The organism is Pseudomonas sp. Pseusp15 (assembly GCF_059492165.1).
This window is the reverse complement of sequence record NZ_CP168523.1, coordinates 6,271,435-6,287,526: the sequence shown is the minus strand read 5'-3', so window position 1 is coordinate 6,287,526 and position 16,092 is coordinate 6,271,435. Positions and strand designations below refer to the sequence as shown.

The window sequence follows — 16,092 nt, the reverse complement described above, 5'->3', positions numbered from 1 at the left end:
CTTTTTTCTTTTGCGACAGACTTTATTATTCAGATCACATTTGAACGCTAAGCTTGGGCCTATGGATGACTCAGATTATTTACGCCTGCTGACCATTGCGGCCGAGCAAGCCAACACGTTCCTTTCCAATGCCCGCAAATGGGAGCGTGAGCGTTGGGTTTGCCAGCGCCTGCTGCAAGGTCTGAACATTCCCTATCGCGCCGACGAGTTTGCCCCCGCCGGAGAGCCGCCGGACGTGCTGTTTCGCGACGCGAATTTCGAGGTGTTCTTCGTGCTCGACGAGGGCCGGCGCCTCAATGATGAATGGCGTGATGAGCTGCAACGTCGGCGCAGCGCGTTCTCCCTGAGCCAGCTGGTGCGCCGCGAGGCCAAGCCCCGGCGGATCCCGGCTAATGAATTTCTGCTGAGACTGGCACCAACCTTGCGCAAAAAAGCCCACAACTACAAAGAGCGCGGCATGGACCTGGGGGATCTGGACATCATCGCCTTCGCCAGCCTCAAGCGCGAAGTGCTGGACCTCAACAGCCACTTCCCGCCCCCCACCGAATACCTGCGCCAGGGCTGGCGTTCGCTGTCGCTGGTCGGCCCGACCTTCGCCCGCGTGCTCTTCGCCCACCCGGATGCCCCGGATTTCCTGCGCAGCAACCTGGGACGCAGCATCGTCTTCGATGTCGGGATCAGCTTGTGAGTCCCGCCACAGATACCGGCAACACTGCACAAGATGGCGCAATCACTGGCCGAATGTTACAAAGCGCAATCGTTCACCCGAACCACATGCACCGTTCAACGCTTGCAGACAATCTGCTGTAACGTCTGCACATTCAGCAACGTCTACCCGACGAGGCCTTTATGACCAGCCGCCTGAACCCCGACGACCAGAAGCATGTCGAAGAGTACCTGCACCTGTCCCAGCACCAAGTCGAGCGCCGGCCTTTCCGGCCGTGGATGCTCCTGGTGGTGGTGGTGGCAGTGACCATTGGTTTAGGCCTGTTGAGCCGACTTATCAGTTACCTGACGCTATGAGCTGCATCGCGCTCGCTCGGGTAATTGCACCGATTTCTTTTAGCCTTGCGAGATATCCCCATGACTCATCGTATTGTCATCGTTGGCGGCGGCGCCGGCGGTCTGGAGTTGGCTACCCGTCTGGGTAAGACTCTGGGCAAGCGCGGCACGGCCAGTGTGATGCTGGTCGACGCGAACCTGACCCACATCTGGAAACCGCTGTTGCACGAAGTGGCCGCTGGATCGCTCAACTCTTCCGAAGACGAACTCAACTATGTTGCCCAGGCAAAATGGAACCATTTCGAGTTCCAGCTGGGGCGCATGAGCGGGCTCGATCGCACACAGAAGAAAATCCAGCTGGCCGCCACCTACGACGACGCTGGCCTTGAACTGGTACCAGCGCGCGAAGTGCCTTACGACTCGCTGGTGATCGCGGTCGGCAGCACCACCAACGACTTCGGCACTCAAGGCGCGGCGCAACACTGCCTGTTCCTCGACACCCGCAAACAGGCCGAGCGCTTCCATCAGCAACTGCTCAATCACTACCTGCGCGCGCACGCCGGACAGACCGACACCGTGCAACAGATCAGCGTGGCCATCGTCGGCGCCGGTGCCACCGGGGTCGAACTGGCAGCGGAACTGCACAACGCCGCCCATGAACTGGCGGCTTATGGCCTGGACCGGATCAAGCCGGAAAACATGCACATTACCCTGATCGAAGCCGGGCCACGGGTTCTCCCGGCGCTGCCGGAGCGGATCGGCGGGCCTGTGCATAAAACCCTGGAGAAACTCGGGGTCAACGTCATGACCAATGCCGCGGTCAGCGAAGTGACCGCCGACAGCCTGATTACCGCCGACGGCCAGGTAATCAATGCCAGCCTCAAAGTCTGGGCCGCCGGGATTCGTGCGCCGGGTTTCCTCAAGGACATCGATGGCCTGGAAACCAACCGCATCAACCAGCTGCAAGTGCTGTCGACCCTGCAAACCACCCGCGACGAGAACATCTTCGCCTTCGGCGACTGTGCGGCCTGCCCGCAACCGGGCAGCGACCGCAATGTGCCGCCGCGTGCCCAGGCGGCCCACCAACAGGCTTCGTTGCTGGCCAAATCGCTGAAACTGCGGATCGAAGGCAAGGCCCTGCCGGAATACAAATACACCGACTACGGCTCGCTGATCTCGCTGTCGCGGTTTTCGGCTGTGGGTAACTTGATGGGCAACCTGACCGGCAGCGTGATGCTCGAGGGCTGGCTGGCACGGATGTTTTACGTGTCGCTGTACCGCATGCACCAGATGGCGCTGTATGGCGCGTTCCGTACGGCGATGTTGATGCTGGGTAGCAAGATTGGGCGTGGGACCGAGCCGCGGCTCAAGTTGCATTAAGAGCTTCGGCGTCACTTAGGGCCTCTTCACGGGCAAGCCTCGCTCCTACAGTTCGGAGTCAAATCGAAAGATGCGATCGACTCCCCCGTAGGAGAGAGGCTTGCCCGCGAATCATGCGTCCCGGTCCAACTTCCTGACACCTATGTGTCTCACTGTATCTGCCCCACGATTTCACCCCTTCGCTTACAAACTCCCTCCTTGCACGACACAGTAGCGATACACCGCGCCCGCTAAATGGCCACACCCGAGCAAGGCACCGCCTGCTTCGGTCATCGCCGCACTTGCGTGGCGTCCTTTATCGAACGGTTGTGTCGTGCAACCCAGGAGATTTGTAATGTCCCGTACCACTACTCTCAGCAAAAGCACCGTTGGCCTGCTCGGTGCCGTCCTGGCCGGCGGCCTGATGTTGTCCGGTTCCGTATTCGCCGCGCAGCCACTGACCCAGGGCTACATGGTCGCCTCCGCCGAAACTTCGGTAAAAACCCCAGAAGGCAAATGTGGCGAAGGCAAGTGCGGCGATGCCTCGATGGCCAAGACCGACACCGATGGCGATGGTCAGGTGTCCCGTGCGGAGTTCCTGAAAGTGGCGCCCAAGGGCGACTTCGACAAGATCGACACCAACCACGATGGTCAAATCTCGGAACAAGAGGCTTTCGACAATGTGAAAGCCAGCTACGAAGCCAATGGCAAAAAAATGCCAAAAGGCTTGTTCGAGCACCTGAAAGACAACAGCTAAGCCAATGAAGACCAGGCCCTGCTTCTCCATCGAGGAGCGGGGCTTTTTTTCGTCCGGCGGATTTACAACTGAAACCGCTGCACCATAGTCCGTAACGAATTGGCCAACTGCGACAGCTCATGGCTGGAGGCGCTAGTCTGATCGGCGCCAGCAGCGGAGCGTACCGACAAATCGCGAATGTTCACCAGGTTGCGATCAACTTCACGCGCCACTTGCGCCTGCTCTTCGGCGGCGCTGGCGATCACCAGGTTGCGTTCGTGGATCTGGTGAACCGAGGCGGTGATGGTCTGCAGCGCCTCACCCGCATGCTCAGCCAACGCCAGGGTGCTGGCTGCCCGCGAGGAGCTGGCTTGCATGGAGTCCAGCGCCCGGGTTGAGCCAGTACGCATGCCCTGAACCATTTGTTCGATTTCCTGAGTCGACTGTTGCGTGCGGTACGCCAGGGCACGCACTTCGTCGGCAACCACCGCGAAACCTCGACCACTTTCGCCCGCACGCGCCGCTTCGATGGCCGCGTTGAGGGCGAGCAAATTGGTCTGTTCGGCAATGGCACGAATCACATCCAGCACCTTGCCGATGTCCTGAGACTGGCTGGCCAGCGACTGCACCAAGCCGCCCGTCGTCTGCACGTCGCTGGCAAGGGCGCTGATGGCACTCACGGTTTCGCTCACTCGCTGATGGCCGACGTGTGCCGACTCACTGGATTGGCGCGTGGCGTCAGAGGTAGAAACCGCGTTGCGTGCGACCTCCTCCACCGCGGTGGTCATTTCGGTGACGGCTGTCGCCGCTTGTTCAATCTCGTTGTTCTGCTGTTGCAGATTCTGGGTGCTGTCGAGGGTGACCGCGTTCAATTCATCGGCTGCCGTCGCCAATTGCGCCGCCGAACCGCTGATGCCCTGCAAGGTGTCACGCAGGTTGTGTTGCATGGTCGCCAGCGCCTTGAGCAAGCGGCTCACTTCGTCGTTGCCATGGGTCTCGATGGGGCGGGTCAGATCGCCTCGTGCCACGTTTTCCGCAGCGTTCAACGCCTCTGCCAAGGGTTTGACGATGCTACGGGTCAACAGCATCGCAAGGCCGACCGTGGCCAGCGCCGCGAGGGCAATAAACAGGCTGACGATCATCCGGGAGGTGGCATAGTGCTCTTGGGATTTCCGGCTCTCGGCGGCCACTAGCCGGGTGAACAGTTCCGCCAGATCGTTGAGCTGTTTGCCCGAACCGTCGACAACAGTCTTCATGTCGACCAGAAGTAGTTTGGTCAGCTCGTCACGCCTCCCTTGCTCAGCGAGGGTGAAGGATTGGGCGATGCCGCTGCCGTAGGCGGCGAAGGTTTTTTTGAACTGGTCATACAACTCCTGGCCCTCAGGGGTGGTGACCAATTTGTCATAAGCGGCAATTTTCTCGCTCAATTCCTTGTCGCGCGTGTCCATTTGGCTACGGTAAGTGGCGATGTTCTTCGGATCTTGATCCAAGGCCATGCGCAGGGAAATGGTACGGATGCGCAGCATGAGCTCGCGGATCTCGTCACCGCCGCGAATGCTCGGCAACCATTGGGCCTCCACCGCCACCTCGCTGTCGCGAATGCTCGACATCTGCCCCAGTGCAAATACCCCGAGCAATGCCACCAGTACCGCGATCAAGGCAAAACCCAGCGCGGCGCGAGGGGCAATATTCAGCTGACGAAGAAACATAACGAGCGCCTTTGTTTTTATTGGCTGGAGTCGAGGCCCTGTCCGTGCCCCGTTAGCTCGTTATCGGCAAGTTGTACGATGACTTGAAGCGATCTGCTTTTTCGCAGACAAAAAAAATCCCCGTATCTTTCGATACGAGGATTTTTAATATGGTCGGGGTAAGGGGATTCGAACTCCTGACATCCTGCTCCCAAAGCAGGCGCGCTACCGGACTGCGCTATACCCCGGTAAAAAAAAGGCACCTTTGAAAGGCGCCTTCTGCGAACAGAGCTTTTGGCGTCTGATCTTAAGATTCGATCCCAGCGTTAACTGGTTTCAAAAATGGTGGGTCGTGTGGGATTCGAACCTACGACCAATTGGTTAAAAGCCAACTGCTCTACCAACTGAGCTAACGACCCAAAAATGGTCGGGGTAAGGGGATTCGAACTCCTGACATCCTGCTCCCAAAGCAGGCGCGCTACCGGACTGCGCTATACCCCGGTTTGAAATTGGCTCCGTGACCAGGACTCGAACCTGGGACCCAATGATTAACAGTCATTTGCTCTACCGACTGAGCTATCACGGAACTACATATTTCAATTTACAACTGTGAAGCTTGCTTCACCTCTTCGACCCGTTCGCATCGCTGCGTTCGTGTGTCTGAGGCGCGCTATTCTACAATCTTAAGCACCTCTGTCAACCCCCTAAATTGCTTTCAAGTTAATGATTTGCAACTTATTTCAGATTCCTGCTTGGGGAGCAGAAACCCTCTCGGGGTGACTTACTGCGGGGCGCACTTTACAAGCATTTTCCTTTGAGTTCAACAGCCTATCGAAAAAAAGGCCTCGCAATGCGAGGCCTCTTTCATTTTGTTGCCACTGGGGATCAGACAAAGACGATTTCGTCGTGCTCCACCACACCTTTGGCGGTCTCTCCGGGCATGAAACGACCCGATAGAATCAGCTGTGCCAGCGGGTTCTCGATCCAGCGCTGGATCGCCCGTTTGAGCGGCCGTGCGCCATAGACTGGGTCGTAACCGACGGCGATCAGCTTATCCATCGCTTCCGGACTCAGCTCAAGCTTCAGCTCGCGCTCGGTCAGACGGCTACGCAGGCGACCCAACTGGATCTCGGTAATGCCCGCGATCTGATCCCGAGCCAGCGGCTCGAAGATCACCACTTCGTCGACCCGGTTAATGAACTCCGGCCGGAAGTGCGTGGAAATCGCATCCATCACCGCTGCACGCTGCGCTTCGCGATCCCCTATCAGTTCCTGGATCTGTACCGAGCCCAGGTTGGAGGTCATGACGATCACGGTATTTTTGAAATCCACCGTGCGGCCATGGCTGTCGGTCAAACGGCCATCTTCGAGCACTTGCAGCAAGATGTTGAACACATCCGGGTGGGCCTTCTCGACCTCATCCAGCAGGATCACTGAATAAGGCTTGCGACGCACCGCCTCGGTCAGGTAACCGCCCTCCTCATAGCCCACGTAGCCCGGTGGCGCGCCGATCAGACGAGCCACGGAATGCTTCTCCATGAACTCGGACATGTCGATCCGTACCATCGCCTCTTCAGTATCAAAGAGGAACTCGGCCAGCGCCTTGCACAACTCGGTTTTACCGACACCGGTCGGGCCGAGGAACATGAACGAACCGCTCGGGCGATTCGGATCGGACAACCCGGCACGGGAACGCCGCACTGCGTTGGAGACGGCGATCACTGCTTCGTCCTGACCGATCACACGTTGGTGCAACAGGCTTTCCATCTTCATCAGTTTTTCGCGCTCGCCCTCGAGCATTTTCGCCACGGGGATGCCGGTCCATTTCGACACGACTTCAGCGATCTCTTCTTCAGTCACCTTGCTGCGCAACAACTGGTTTTCGCTTTTACCGTGCTGGTCGACCATTTGCAGGCTGCGCTCCAGATCCGGGATTACCCCGTATTGCAGCTCGGCCATGCGGTTCAGGTCGCCTTTACGGCGCGCGGCTTCCAGTTCCTGACGGGACTGTTCGATTTTCTGCTGGATCTGTGCCGAGCCCTGGACCTCGGCTTTTTCCGAGTTCCAGATCTCTTCGAGATCCGAATACTCACGCTCGTGACGGGCGATTTCTTCCTGCAATTTTTCCAGACGTTTCTTCGCCGCGTCGTCGCTTTCTTTCTTCAGCGCCTGGGATTCCACCTTCAGCTGAATCAGGCGACGCTCCAGACGGTCCAGCACTTCCGGCTTGGAATCGATTTCCATGCGGATGCGGCTGGCGGCTTCGTCGATCAGGTCGATGGCCTTGTCCGGCAACTGGCGGTCCGTGATGTAGCGATGACTGAGCTTGGCCGCGGCGATGATTGCACCGTCGGTGATTGCCACCTTGTGGTGAACTTCGTAGCGCTCTTTCAGACCACGCAGGATGGCGATGGTGTCTTCTTCGCTCGGCTCGTCCACCAAGACCTTCTGGAAGCGCCGCTCGAGGGCCGCATCCTTCTCTATATATTGACGGTACTCGTTGAGCGTGGTCGCGCCGACGCAATGCAGCTCACCGCGAGCCAATGCCGGTTTGAGCATGTTGCCCGCGTCCATCGAGCCTTCGCCCTTGCCCGCGCCGACCATGGTGTGCAATTCGTCGATGAACAGAATGATCTGCCCTTCCTGCTTCGACAGTTCGTTGAGCAGGGACTTGAGGCGCTCTTCGAACTCGCCGCGGTATTTGGCACCGGCAATCAATGCCCCCATATCCAGGGACAAAAGGCGCCTGCCTTTGAGACCGTCCGGCACTTCACCGTTGATGATGCGCTGAGCCAAGCCTTCGGCGATGGCGGTTTTACCCACGCCAGGTTCACCGATCAGCACCGGGTTGTTCTTGGTGCGGCGTTGCAGTACCTGAATGGTGCGGCGAATTTCATCGTCACGGCCGATCACCGGATCGAGCTTGCCCTCTTCGGCGCGCTTGGTCAGGTCGATGGTGTATTTATCCAGCGCCTGCCGAGACTCTTCCTGGTTGGCGTCATTAACTGCCTCACCGCCGCGCAGATTGTTGATCGCGTTTTCCAGCGCCTTTTTGCTCACGCCCTGGCCGAGCAGCAATTTGCCGAGCTTGCTGTTCTCGTCCATCGCGGCGAGCAGCACCAGTTCGCTGGAGATGAATTGGTCACCCTTCTGCTGGGCCAGGCGATCGGCCTGATTGAGCAGGCGTGCCAGATCCTGCGACATGTTCACGTCACCGGTCGGGTTCTGGATTTTCGGCAGCTGATCGAGCGCTTTGGTCAGCTCTTTACGCAGGCTGTTGACGTCGAAACCCACCTGCATCAGCAGGGGTTTGATCGAACCACCCTGCTGTTCAAGCATGGCCTGCATCAAATGCGCCGGTTCAATGGCCGGATGATCGAGGCCGACAGCCAGGGACTGGGCGTCGGACAAGGCTAACTGCAGCTTGCTGGTTAAACGGTCTATACGCATGGGTTCACCTTCCTTTTGAGCAGGCCGGACCTATAAACATCCCGAATAAAGAAACCTGCCAGATACCGCTATAGATGTGGTCGATTCTGGGAGATTCAAGCGTCGTGCAGTTGATGTAGATCAGAGAAGTCTAGCGTTCGAGCCAGATCAGAGAGGCAAACCGGCCGGTGCGTGGACTGCGGCGGTAAGAAAAGAAGCGAGGATCAGTCACGGTACAGAATCCGCCGCCATAAACAGCGGTAACCCTGCGAGCGGCCAGACGTAAACGCGCCAGTTCATAGATGTCGGCCATGAACTTGCCGGCATTCTGGCTCGGCACGAAGGCTTTGGCTGCTTCAGGCAATTGCTGGACGAAGGTTTCGCGCACTTCCGGGCCGACTTCAAAGGCTTGAGGGCCAATGGCCGGGCCGAGCCAGACCAGTACGTCTTCGGGCGGTACAGCCAGACTGTCGAGGGTCGCCTCCAGCACACCCGCCGCCAGCCCGCGCCAACCGGCATGGGCGGCAGCGACGCGGGTGCCGGCACGGTCGCAAAACAGCGCAGGAAGGCAGTCGGCGGTCATCGCTGTGCAAGCGATACCGGGTGTTGCCGTCCAGCTGGCGTCGGCAGTGGCTACCAGGTTCGGGTCCGCTTGGGCCACGACAATGCCGTGAACCTGTTGCAACCAGGCCGGCTGAATCGAGAAACGATCGGTGAGACGACGGCGGTTTTCGGCGACGGCTTCAGGGCTGTCGTCGACGTGATCGCCGAGGTTGAGGCTGTCGAACGGCGCCAGACTGACGCCGCCCGCACGGGTGGTAACGCAGGCTTTGACGCTGGCCGGCGCGGGCCAGTCAGGCGTCAGCCAGGTCATCCGATGAACGCCTCGCGGTCTTGCTTGAGCAGCGACAGCAACCAGACGAAGTCATCCGGCAGTGGCGATTCCCAGCTCATGCGTTTACCGGTGGTCGGATGATCCAGCTCCAGGAACCGCGCATGCAGCGCCTGACGTGGGAAATTCTTCAGGGATTCGACCATGGTCACGCTGGCGGCCGGTGGAATACGGAAACGACCGCCATAGGCCGGATCTCCGACCAACGGGTAGTTGATGTGCGCCATGTGCACGCGAATCTGGTGCGTACGACCGGTTTCCAGCTTCACTCGCACATGAGTGTGGGAGCGGAAACGCTCGAGCACGCGGTAGTGACTGACGGCTTGCTTGCCACCTTCCATCACCGCCATGCGCTGGCGTTGCTGGCCATGACGACCGATCGGTGCGTTGATCTTGCCGCCGGCCGTCACTACACCGATTACGATGCACTCATAGATCCGGCTGACACTGCGGCTCTGCAATTGAGTGACCAGCTGTGTCTGCGCCTGAATGGTCTTGGCCACCACCATCAGACCGGTGGTGTCCTTGTCCAGGCGATGCACGATACCGGCGCGGGGCACATTGATGATGTCCGGCACGTGGTGCAGCAAAGCGTTGAGCAAGGTGCCGTCGGCGTGACCGGCGGCCGGATGCACCACCAGGCCCGCAGGCTTGTTGATCACCAGGATGTCGTCGTCTTCATAGACGATGTCCAGCTCGATGTCTTGAGCGATCCATTCGCCCTGAGCTTCCTGCTCGGCAGTCAGTTCAAGAATGGCGCCACCGTGAACGATGTCTCGCGGGCGGATAACCGCCCCATCCACAGTCAGGCGGCCGTCTTTGATCCAGGCGGAAAGGCGCGAGCGCGAGTGCTCAGCGAATAATTGTGCGGCGACTTGATCGAGGCGTTGGCCGCCCAATTCGGACGGCACCTCTGCGCGAAGTTCAATTTTATCGGACATGCTCAGACTAGGCGTCGGCACAGCCTTTGGTTTCGGCTGCGCGCTTGTGGTTAAATACGGCGTCTTTTGCCCCGAGGCTTTTCAACGGGGCACTCATCATAACAGGACGGCCCCGCCCAAGACAGCGGCCGTCATAGGGACGCAAGCCGCCATGCAAGTGAAACACCTGCTGCTGATCGCCATCCTCGCATTGACCGCTGCTTGCTCATCGAAGGAAGTCGTAGACGAAAACCTGAGCGAAGTCGAGCTGTACCAGCAGGCTCAGCACGATCTGGACAACAATAGCTACACCGCCGCCACAGCCAAGCTGAAGGCCCTGGAGTCGCGTTATCCGTTCGGTCGCTATGCCGATCAGGCTCAACTCGAGCTCATCTACGCCAACTACAAGAACTCCGAGCCTGAGGCTGCGAAGTCCGCCGCCGAGCGATTCATTCGTCTGCACCCGCAGCACCCGAACGTCGATTACGCCTACTACCTCAAGGGTCTGACCTCTTTTGACCAGGACGTCGGCCTGCTGGCGCGCTTCCTGCCACTGGACATGACCAAGCGTGACCCGGGCGCTGCCCGCGACTCCTACAACGAGTTCGCCCAGCTGACCAGCCGCTACCCGAACAGCCGCTACGCGCCGGACGCCAAGCAGCGCATGATTTACCTGCGCAACCTGCTGGCGGCCTATGAAATCCACGTTGCCGACTACTACCTGACCCGTCAGGCCTACGTTGCCGCCGCCAACCGTGGCCGTTATGTAGTGGAAAACTTCCAGGAAACCCCATCGGTCGGTGACGGCCTGGCGGTGATGACCGAAGCCTACCAGCGTCTGCACCTGGACGAACTGGCTGCGACCAGCCTCGAAACCCTGAAACTCAACTACCCGAACCACCCGAGCCTGGTGGACGGTCAGTTCGTGCCATCGGTAGCCGAAGCCGACAACCGTTCGTGGCTGAGCAAGGCCACCCTGGGCCTGATCGAATCCCGTCCGCCACTGCCGCCGGGCGAAACCCGCGCCAACCAGGACGTGCAGAAGCAGTTCCAGGATGCCAAGGACGCGATTCCGAACGAGCTCAAGCCTAAAGATGAAAACGGCGATGTGATCGAAGAACCAGAACCCGAGTCCAGCAACACCGACCGTTCCTGGTTCAGCCACATGACCTTCGGCCTGTTCGACTGACATAGGGATGTTGTACCGGGAAGGCGCCTTTCGAGGCGCCTTTTTTATTGCCGGATTTTTAGGTGAATGTATTGCACTGTGCGCTTGACCCGTCCTTGGCTAAACTGCCAACTCATTAATCAAAAAGCAGCTCACCATGCTTCGTCTATTGTTCTGGATCGCCCTGATTGCCGCTGCCGTATGGTTCTGGCGCAAGTTCAAGGGCCCGACGTCGGTCGCCAATATGCCGCGCGAGCAAGATGCTCCGCCCATGGTTCGCTGTGCTCATTGCGGCGTACACCTGCCCCGCGACCGCGCGTTGAAACTCGAACAACAGTGGTATTGCAGCCAGGCTCACCTTGAGCAAGGCCCGGGCTCCAGTGATCGCTGAGACGCCCAGCCCAAGCAACAAACAGGCCCAGCGACTGCTGCGCCTCTATCACCTCTACCGCTTAAGCGTCGGCATCACCCTGGTGCTGTTGATCTCCAGCAACATGGACAACCAGTTGCTGAAGTTCGCCAATGACGACCTGCTGCGCAACGGCAGCTGGTTGTACCTGGTGCTGAATATCCTGCTGGTGGTCTTTCTGGGGAACACCCAGCGCCCCGCGCAGCTGTTCGGCCTGGCGCTGGTCGATGTCCTGCTGCTGTGCGGCTTGTTCTATGCCGCAGGCGGCATGGCCAGCGCCATCGGCAATTTGCTGATCGTCTCAGTGGCCATCAGCAATACCTTGCTGCGCGGGCGTGTCGGTCTGCTGATCGCAGCGGTCGGTGCCCTTGGCATCGTGGGTTTGAGCTTCATCCTGAGCTTCAACCATCCCGCCAGCCCCAGTGATTACCTGCAAATCGGCACCCTCGGCGCCCTGTGTTTTGCCGCGGCGCTGCTGGTGCAGGGCTTGACCCGACGACTGGAGGTCAGCGAAACCCTGGCCGAACAGCGGGCCAGTGAAGTGCTCGGTCTCGAAGCCCTCAACGCACTGATCCTGCAACGCATGCGCACAGGCATTCTGGTGCTCGACAACCAGCGGCGGGTGCAACTGGCCAATCACAGCGCCTTGACCTTGCTGGGGCAGGAAAAACTGGACGGCCAGTTGATCGACGATTACTCGATACCGTTGGTCGAGCGGCTCCAACTGTGGCTCAACAATCCAACGTTGCGCCCGCAAAGCCTGCAGATCGCCAGCAACGGCCTCGAGCTGCAACCAAGCTTCATTGCCCTGGACCAAAGCCCGCACCACCAGACGCTGGTTTTTCTCGAAGACCTCGCCCAAATCGCCCAACAGGCCCAACAACTGAAACTCGCCGCCCTCGGTCGCCTGACCGCCGGGATTGCCCATGAGATCCGCAATCCACTGGGCGCCATTAGTCATGCCGCGCAGTTACTGCAGGAATCCGAGGAACTGAACGGTGCGGACCGGCGTCTGACGCAGATTATTCAAGACCAATCTCAGCGCATGAATCGGGTAATCGAAAACGTCCTGCAATTGTCCCGTCGCCAGCAAACCGTGCCGCAACGGCTCGATTTGAAGCCGTGGCTGGAGCATTTCGTCGCCGAAACCCGCGAAGGCTCGAAAGAACATCAGCAGATTCACCTGCGCATCGGCTTGGGAGACTTCAAAACCCTGATGGATCCGGATCAGCTGACCCAGATTCTCGATAACCTGTTGCGCAATGCCTGGCGCCATAGCGCCCTCAAGCATGATCGGGCGCAGGCCTGGCTTGAGTTGTTTATCGACCCGGACAGCCAGTTGCCGACCCTGGAAGTCCTGGACGATGGCCCTGGCGTTGCACCGGACCAACGTACTCACTTGTTCGAACCGTTCTTCACCACCAGCAGCCAGGGTACTGGCCTGGGGCTTTATCTGTCCCGTGAGCTGTGCGAAAGCAATCAAGCCCGCCTAGACTTCAAATCACGCCAAGGCGGCGGCTGCTTTCGCATCACCTTTGCTCACGGACGGAAACAAAGTTGAACACGAGCCCACGGCAAAAAATCCTCATCGTCGACGACGAGCCGGATATCCGCGAACTCCTGGAAATCACCCTGGGACGGATGAAACTCGACACCTTCAGCGCACGCAACCTCGCAGAAGCGCAGGCGCTACTGGCTCGGGATACGTTCGACCTGTGCCTGACCGACATGCGCCTGCCTGACGGCACCGGTCTGGCGCTGGTGCAGCACATCCAGCAGCGCTATGCACAAGTGCCGGTGGCGATGATCACCGCCTACGGCAGCCTGGAAACAGCAATAAACGCCCTCAAGGCCGGCGCCTTCGACTTCCTGACCAAACCGGTCGACCTCACCCGTCTGCGCGAACTGGTCATCAGCGCCCTGAGCTTGCCAGCGCCAGGCGGCACCAGCAGCGGCATCGACCGTCGGCTGCTGGGAGACTCGCTGCCAATGCGCAACCTGCGCAAACAAATCGACAAACTGGCCCGCAGCCAAGCCCCGGTCTACATCAGTGGCGAGTCCGGCAGCGGCAAGGAACTGGTCGCTCGACTTATCCACGACCAAGGCCCGCGCGCCAGCCGACCGTTCGTCCCGGTGAACTGTGGGGCAATCCCGTCGGAATTGATGGAAAGCGAGTTTTTCGGCCATCGCAAAGGCAGTTTCAGCGGCGCCATCGAAGACAAGCCTGGGCTGTTCCAGGCAGCCCATGGCGGTACGTTGTTCCTCGACGAAGTGGCTGACCTGCCGCTGGCAATGCAGGTCAAACTGCTGCGGGCCATACAGGAGAAAGCCGTTCGCAGCATCGGTGGCCAGCAGGAAACCGTGGTCGATGTGCGCATCCTCTGCGCCACTCACAAAGACCTCGATGCCGAAGTCGCCGCCGAACGCTTTCGCCAGGACTTGTACTACCGCCTGAACGTGATCGAGCTGCGAGTACCGTCCTTGCGCGAACGCCGCGACGACATTGAGCTTCTGACCAACAATATGCTCAAGCGACTGGCGGCCAGCACTGGCCAGCCCCCCGCAAAACTCCACCCACAAGCCCTCGAAGCGCTGAAAAACTATCGCTTTCCTGGAAACGTGCGGGAATTGGAGAACATGCTCGAACGGGCTCACACCTTGTGCGAGAACAAACAGATCGAAGCCAGCGACCTGCGTCTGGCGGAAGGCAACTGCAACCCGGACGGCGGCGTGCCAGACCTGACACAGATCGATAATCTGGAAGCCTATCTGGAAAACGTCGAACGCAAACTCATCCTCCAGGCCCTGGAAGAAACCCGCTGGAACCGCACGGCGGCGGCCCAGCGATTGAATCTGTCATTTCGGTCGATGCGTTACAGGCTGAAGAAATTGGGGCTGGATTGAACCGTTAACAGCTCTTCTGTCAGATTCGTCCGGCTGGAGCATACGGCGCAGGGTCGATAATCGGCGCCCGCCCCAGCATCACATCGGCAAACAACTGACACGACGCCGGCGCCAGCACCAGCCCGTTACGGTAATGCCCGCAGTTGAGCCAGAGCCCGTCATATCCCGGCACCCGACCGATATAGGGGATTCCTTCAGGCGACCCGGGCCGCAACCCCGCCCAATGCCCCACCACCTCGGCATCCGCCAATGCCGGAATCAATTCCACCGCCGATGCCTTCAGGCTTTCCAGCGCCATGTCGGTTGGCGTCTTGTCAAAACCCTCATGCTCCAGCGTACTGCCGATCAGGATGTGCCCGTCGCGCCGGGGAATGGCATAACGCCCCTTGGCCAGGACCATGCTCGGAAGGAAGTCCGCCGCGCACTTGTAGAGAATCATCTGGCCCTTGACCGGTTCGACCGGCAGCTCCAGGCCCAGCTTTTTCAGCAAATCACCGCTCCAGGCCCCCGCTGTCAAAACCACCTCATCACCCCGAATGGCCCCCATCGAGGTCTGTACCCCGACCACCACAGAACCTTCCCGGATAAATTCGCTGACCTCGCATTGTTCATGGATCGTCACGTTCGGCAACGCCAGCAAGGCGGCCTTGAGGGACTTCACCAGCCGTGGATTACGCACATTGGCCACATCGGCCATGTAGATCGCCCGCGAAAAACCGGCGCCCAATACCGGCACTGCATCGTGGGCCGCAGAGATATCCACAGCCCGCAGCGGACGGTTCTCCCGTTTGGCCCAGGCGAGTGCTTCGGCCTCGTCATCCAGGTCCAGCCAATACAACCCGGTGGTGTGCACTTCAGGATCGACACCGGTGGCAGCGAACAAACGCTGGGCCAGTTGTGGATAAAAATCCTGGGACCAATGAGCCAGTGCAGTGACCGCCGGGCTGTAGCGCCATGGGTAGAGCGGCGAAACGATCCCGCCACCGGCCCAGGAAGACTCCTGACCGACGTTCGAGCGGTCCAGCAGCACCACGCTCTGCACTTCGGACGCGAGATTGAACGCCGTCAGCAGGCCAATCACCCCGCCACCGACAATCACCACTTGCTGTTGACTGCTCATGTTCTGATCCAACCGTTCTATAGACAGAGGGCGCAAAAGGCACCCGAAAAAGGAACTCAGCGCCCCCAGCAATCCTTGGTGGCCAGGCCGGACGCGGCATTGACCATACTCCTGACACCGGTATTGGTGAGAGTGAAATCACCGCACTTGTCGCTGGCCATGGTCGAACCGGCCTTGCGTGTTGCCGTCAGCAGGAAGGTCTGATCGGTCAGGGTCGGGGTGATGGTGTAGAAATCATTGCCAGCGCTGAGGCCAGTGGCATTGGTGTAGACATTATTCTTCGAATAGAAACGCTCGAGGATCTGCGCCTGCTCGGAAAGCAACCCGGCGACTTCAGTACGTCGGCCCTTTTTTATGTACTCGGTGAGGCTCGGATAGCCAATGGTGATGACGATCCCGATGATCGCAATCACGATCATGATTTCGATCAGGGTAAAACCTCGGTTGGATCTGCGCATGCCTCAC

At 59.3% G+C, this 16,092-nt stretch carries 14 protein-coding genes and 4 tRNA genes; 8 read left to right on the top strand and 10 right to left on the bottom strand.

The window, feature by feature from the left end; translation table 11 throughout:
- Positions 1–61: 61 nt before the first annotated feature.
- The 4 genes from ACEN8R_RS28505 to ACEN8R_RS28490 all read left to right on the top strand — a co-directional run bounded on the left by ACEN8R_RS28505 (position 62) and on the right by ACEN8R_RS28490 (position 3,118).
- Positions 62–688 carry a DUF1780 domain-containing protein gene (locus tag ACEN8R_RS28505; RefSeq protein ID WP_007938395.1) on the top strand — a complete coding sequence of 209 codons (627 nt, stop codon included), beginning with the start codon at positions 62–64 and terminating at the stop codon, positions 686–688.
- A 161-nt stretch (positions 689–849) separates the two neighbouring features.
- Positions 850–1,023: a DUF3094 domain-containing protein gene (locus tag ACEN8R_RS28500; RefSeq protein WP_018930175.1), complete on the top strand. Its 174-nt coding sequence runs from the start codon at positions 850–852 to the stop codon at positions 1,021–1,023.
- Positions 1,024–1,083: 60 nt separating this feature from the next.
- Positions 1,084–2,382 carry an NAD(P)/FAD-dependent oxidoreductase gene (locus ACEN8R_RS28495; RefSeq protein WP_018930174.1) on the top strand — a complete coding sequence of 433 codons (1,299 nt, stop codon included), beginning with the start codon at positions 1,084–1,086 and terminating at the stop codon, positions 2,380–2,382.
- A 334-nt stretch (positions 2,383–2,716) separates the two neighbouring features.
- On the top strand, positions 2,717–3,118 hold the full coding sequence (locus ACEN8R_RS28490; RefSeq protein ID WP_018930173.1) for an HvfA family oxazolone/thioamide-modified RiPP metallophore: 402 nt from the start codon (positions 2,717–2,719) through the stop codon (positions 3,116–3,118).
- Positions 3,119–3,180: 62 nt separating this feature from the next.
- Here the strand turns inward: ACEN8R_RS28490 and ACEN8R_RS28485 are convergent, their stop codons facing one another.
- The 8 genes from ACEN8R_RS28485 to rluD form a co-directional block, all read right to left on the bottom strand.
- Positions 3,181–4,806, bottom strand: coding sequence for a methyl-accepting chemotaxis protein (locus ACEN8R_RS28485; protein WP_018930172.1), 1,626 nt, complete (start codon positions 4,804–4,806; stop codon positions 3,181–3,183).
- Positions 4,807–4,956: 150 nt separating this feature from the next.
- A tRNA-Pro gene (locus ACEN8R_RS28480) sits at positions 4,957–5,033 on the bottom strand.
- A 95-nt stretch (positions 5,034–5,128) separates the two neighbouring features.
- Positions 5,129–5,204: transfer RNA gene (locus tag ACEN8R_RS28475), tRNA-Lys, on the bottom strand.
- Positions 5,205–5,209: 5 nt separating this feature from the next.
- Positions 5,210–5,286: transfer RNA gene (locus ACEN8R_RS28470), tRNA-Pro, on the bottom strand.
- Between the two features lie 9 nt (positions 5,287–5,295).
- Positions 5,296–5,371 (bottom strand) — tRNA-Asn (locus tag ACEN8R_RS28465).
- A 299-nt stretch (positions 5,372–5,670) separates the two neighbouring features.
- Positions 5,671–8,235, bottom strand: coding sequence for an ATP-dependent chaperone ClpB (gene clpB, locus ACEN8R_RS28460; protein WP_018925901.1), 2,565 nt, complete (start codon positions 8,233–8,235; stop codon positions 5,671–5,673).
- Between the two features lie 130 nt (positions 8,236–8,365).
- Entirely contained in the window at positions 8,366–9,088 is a 723-nt protein-coding gene (gene pgeF, locus ACEN8R_RS28455; RefSeq protein WP_018925900.1) for a peptidoglycan editing factor PgeF, read from the bottom strand.
- Positions 9,085–10,047 carry a 23S rRNA pseudouridine(1911/1915/1917) synthase RluD gene (rluD, locus tag ACEN8R_RS28450; protein ID WP_007901932.1) on the bottom strand — a complete coding sequence of 321 codons (963 nt, stop codon included), beginning with the start codon at positions 10,045–10,047 and terminating at the stop codon, positions 9,085–9,087. The genes pgeF and rluD overlap by 4 nt, the downstream gene beginning before the upstream one ends.
- A gap of 151 nt (positions 10,048–10,198) precedes the next feature.
- On the opposite strand from rluD, the gene ACEN8R_RS28445 reads away from it, so the two are divergent.
- The 4 genes from ACEN8R_RS28445 (at position 10,199) to ACEN8R_RS28430 (ending at position 14,507) form a co-directional block, all read left to right on the top strand.
- Positions 10,199–11,215 carry an outer membrane protein assembly factor BamD gene (locus tag ACEN8R_RS28445; RefSeq protein WP_018925899.1) on the top strand — a complete coding sequence of 339 codons (1,017 nt, stop codon included), beginning with the start codon at positions 10,199–10,201 and terminating at the stop codon, positions 11,213–11,215.
- Positions 11,216–11,351: 136 nt separating this feature from the next.
- Complete coding sequence (locus ACEN8R_RS28440) at positions 11,352–11,585, top strand: PP0621 family protein (RefSeq protein ID WP_007938406.1); 234 nt, start codon at positions 11,352–11,354, stop codon at positions 11,583–11,585.
- Positions 11,575–13,164 (top strand): sensor histidine kinase, encoded by a 1,590-nt coding sequence (locus ACEN8R_RS28435; RefSeq protein WP_018925898.1) that lies wholly within the window; start codon positions 11,575–11,577, stop codon positions 13,162–13,164. The genes ACEN8R_RS28440 and ACEN8R_RS28435 overlap by 11 nt, the downstream gene beginning before the upstream one ends.
- The gene (locus ACEN8R_RS28430; RefSeq protein ID WP_018925897.1) at positions 13,161–14,507 is read left to right on the top strand and encodes a sigma-54-dependent transcriptional regulator; all 1,347 of its coding nucleotides are present in this window, start codon (positions 13,161–13,163) and stop codon (positions 14,505–14,507) included. Before ACEN8R_RS28435 ends, ACEN8R_RS28430 begins: the two co-directional genes overlap by 4 nt.
- A gap of 19 nt (positions 14,508–14,526) precedes the next feature.
- Here the strand turns inward: ACEN8R_RS28430 and thiO are convergent, their stop codons facing one another.
- Positions 14,527–15,627, bottom strand: coding sequence for a glycine oxidase ThiO (gene thiO / locus ACEN8R_RS28425; RefSeq protein ID WP_018925896.1), 1,101 nt, complete (start codon positions 15,625–15,627; stop codon positions 14,527–14,529).
- A gap of 56 nt (positions 15,628–15,683) precedes the next feature.
- Positions 15,684–16,085 carry a type IV pilin protein gene (locus tag ACEN8R_RS28420; RefSeq protein WP_018925895.1) on the bottom strand — a complete coding sequence of 134 codons (402 nt, stop codon included), beginning with the start codon at positions 16,083–16,085 and terminating at the stop codon, positions 15,684–15,686.
- Positions 16,086–16,092 lie beyond the last annotated feature (7 nt).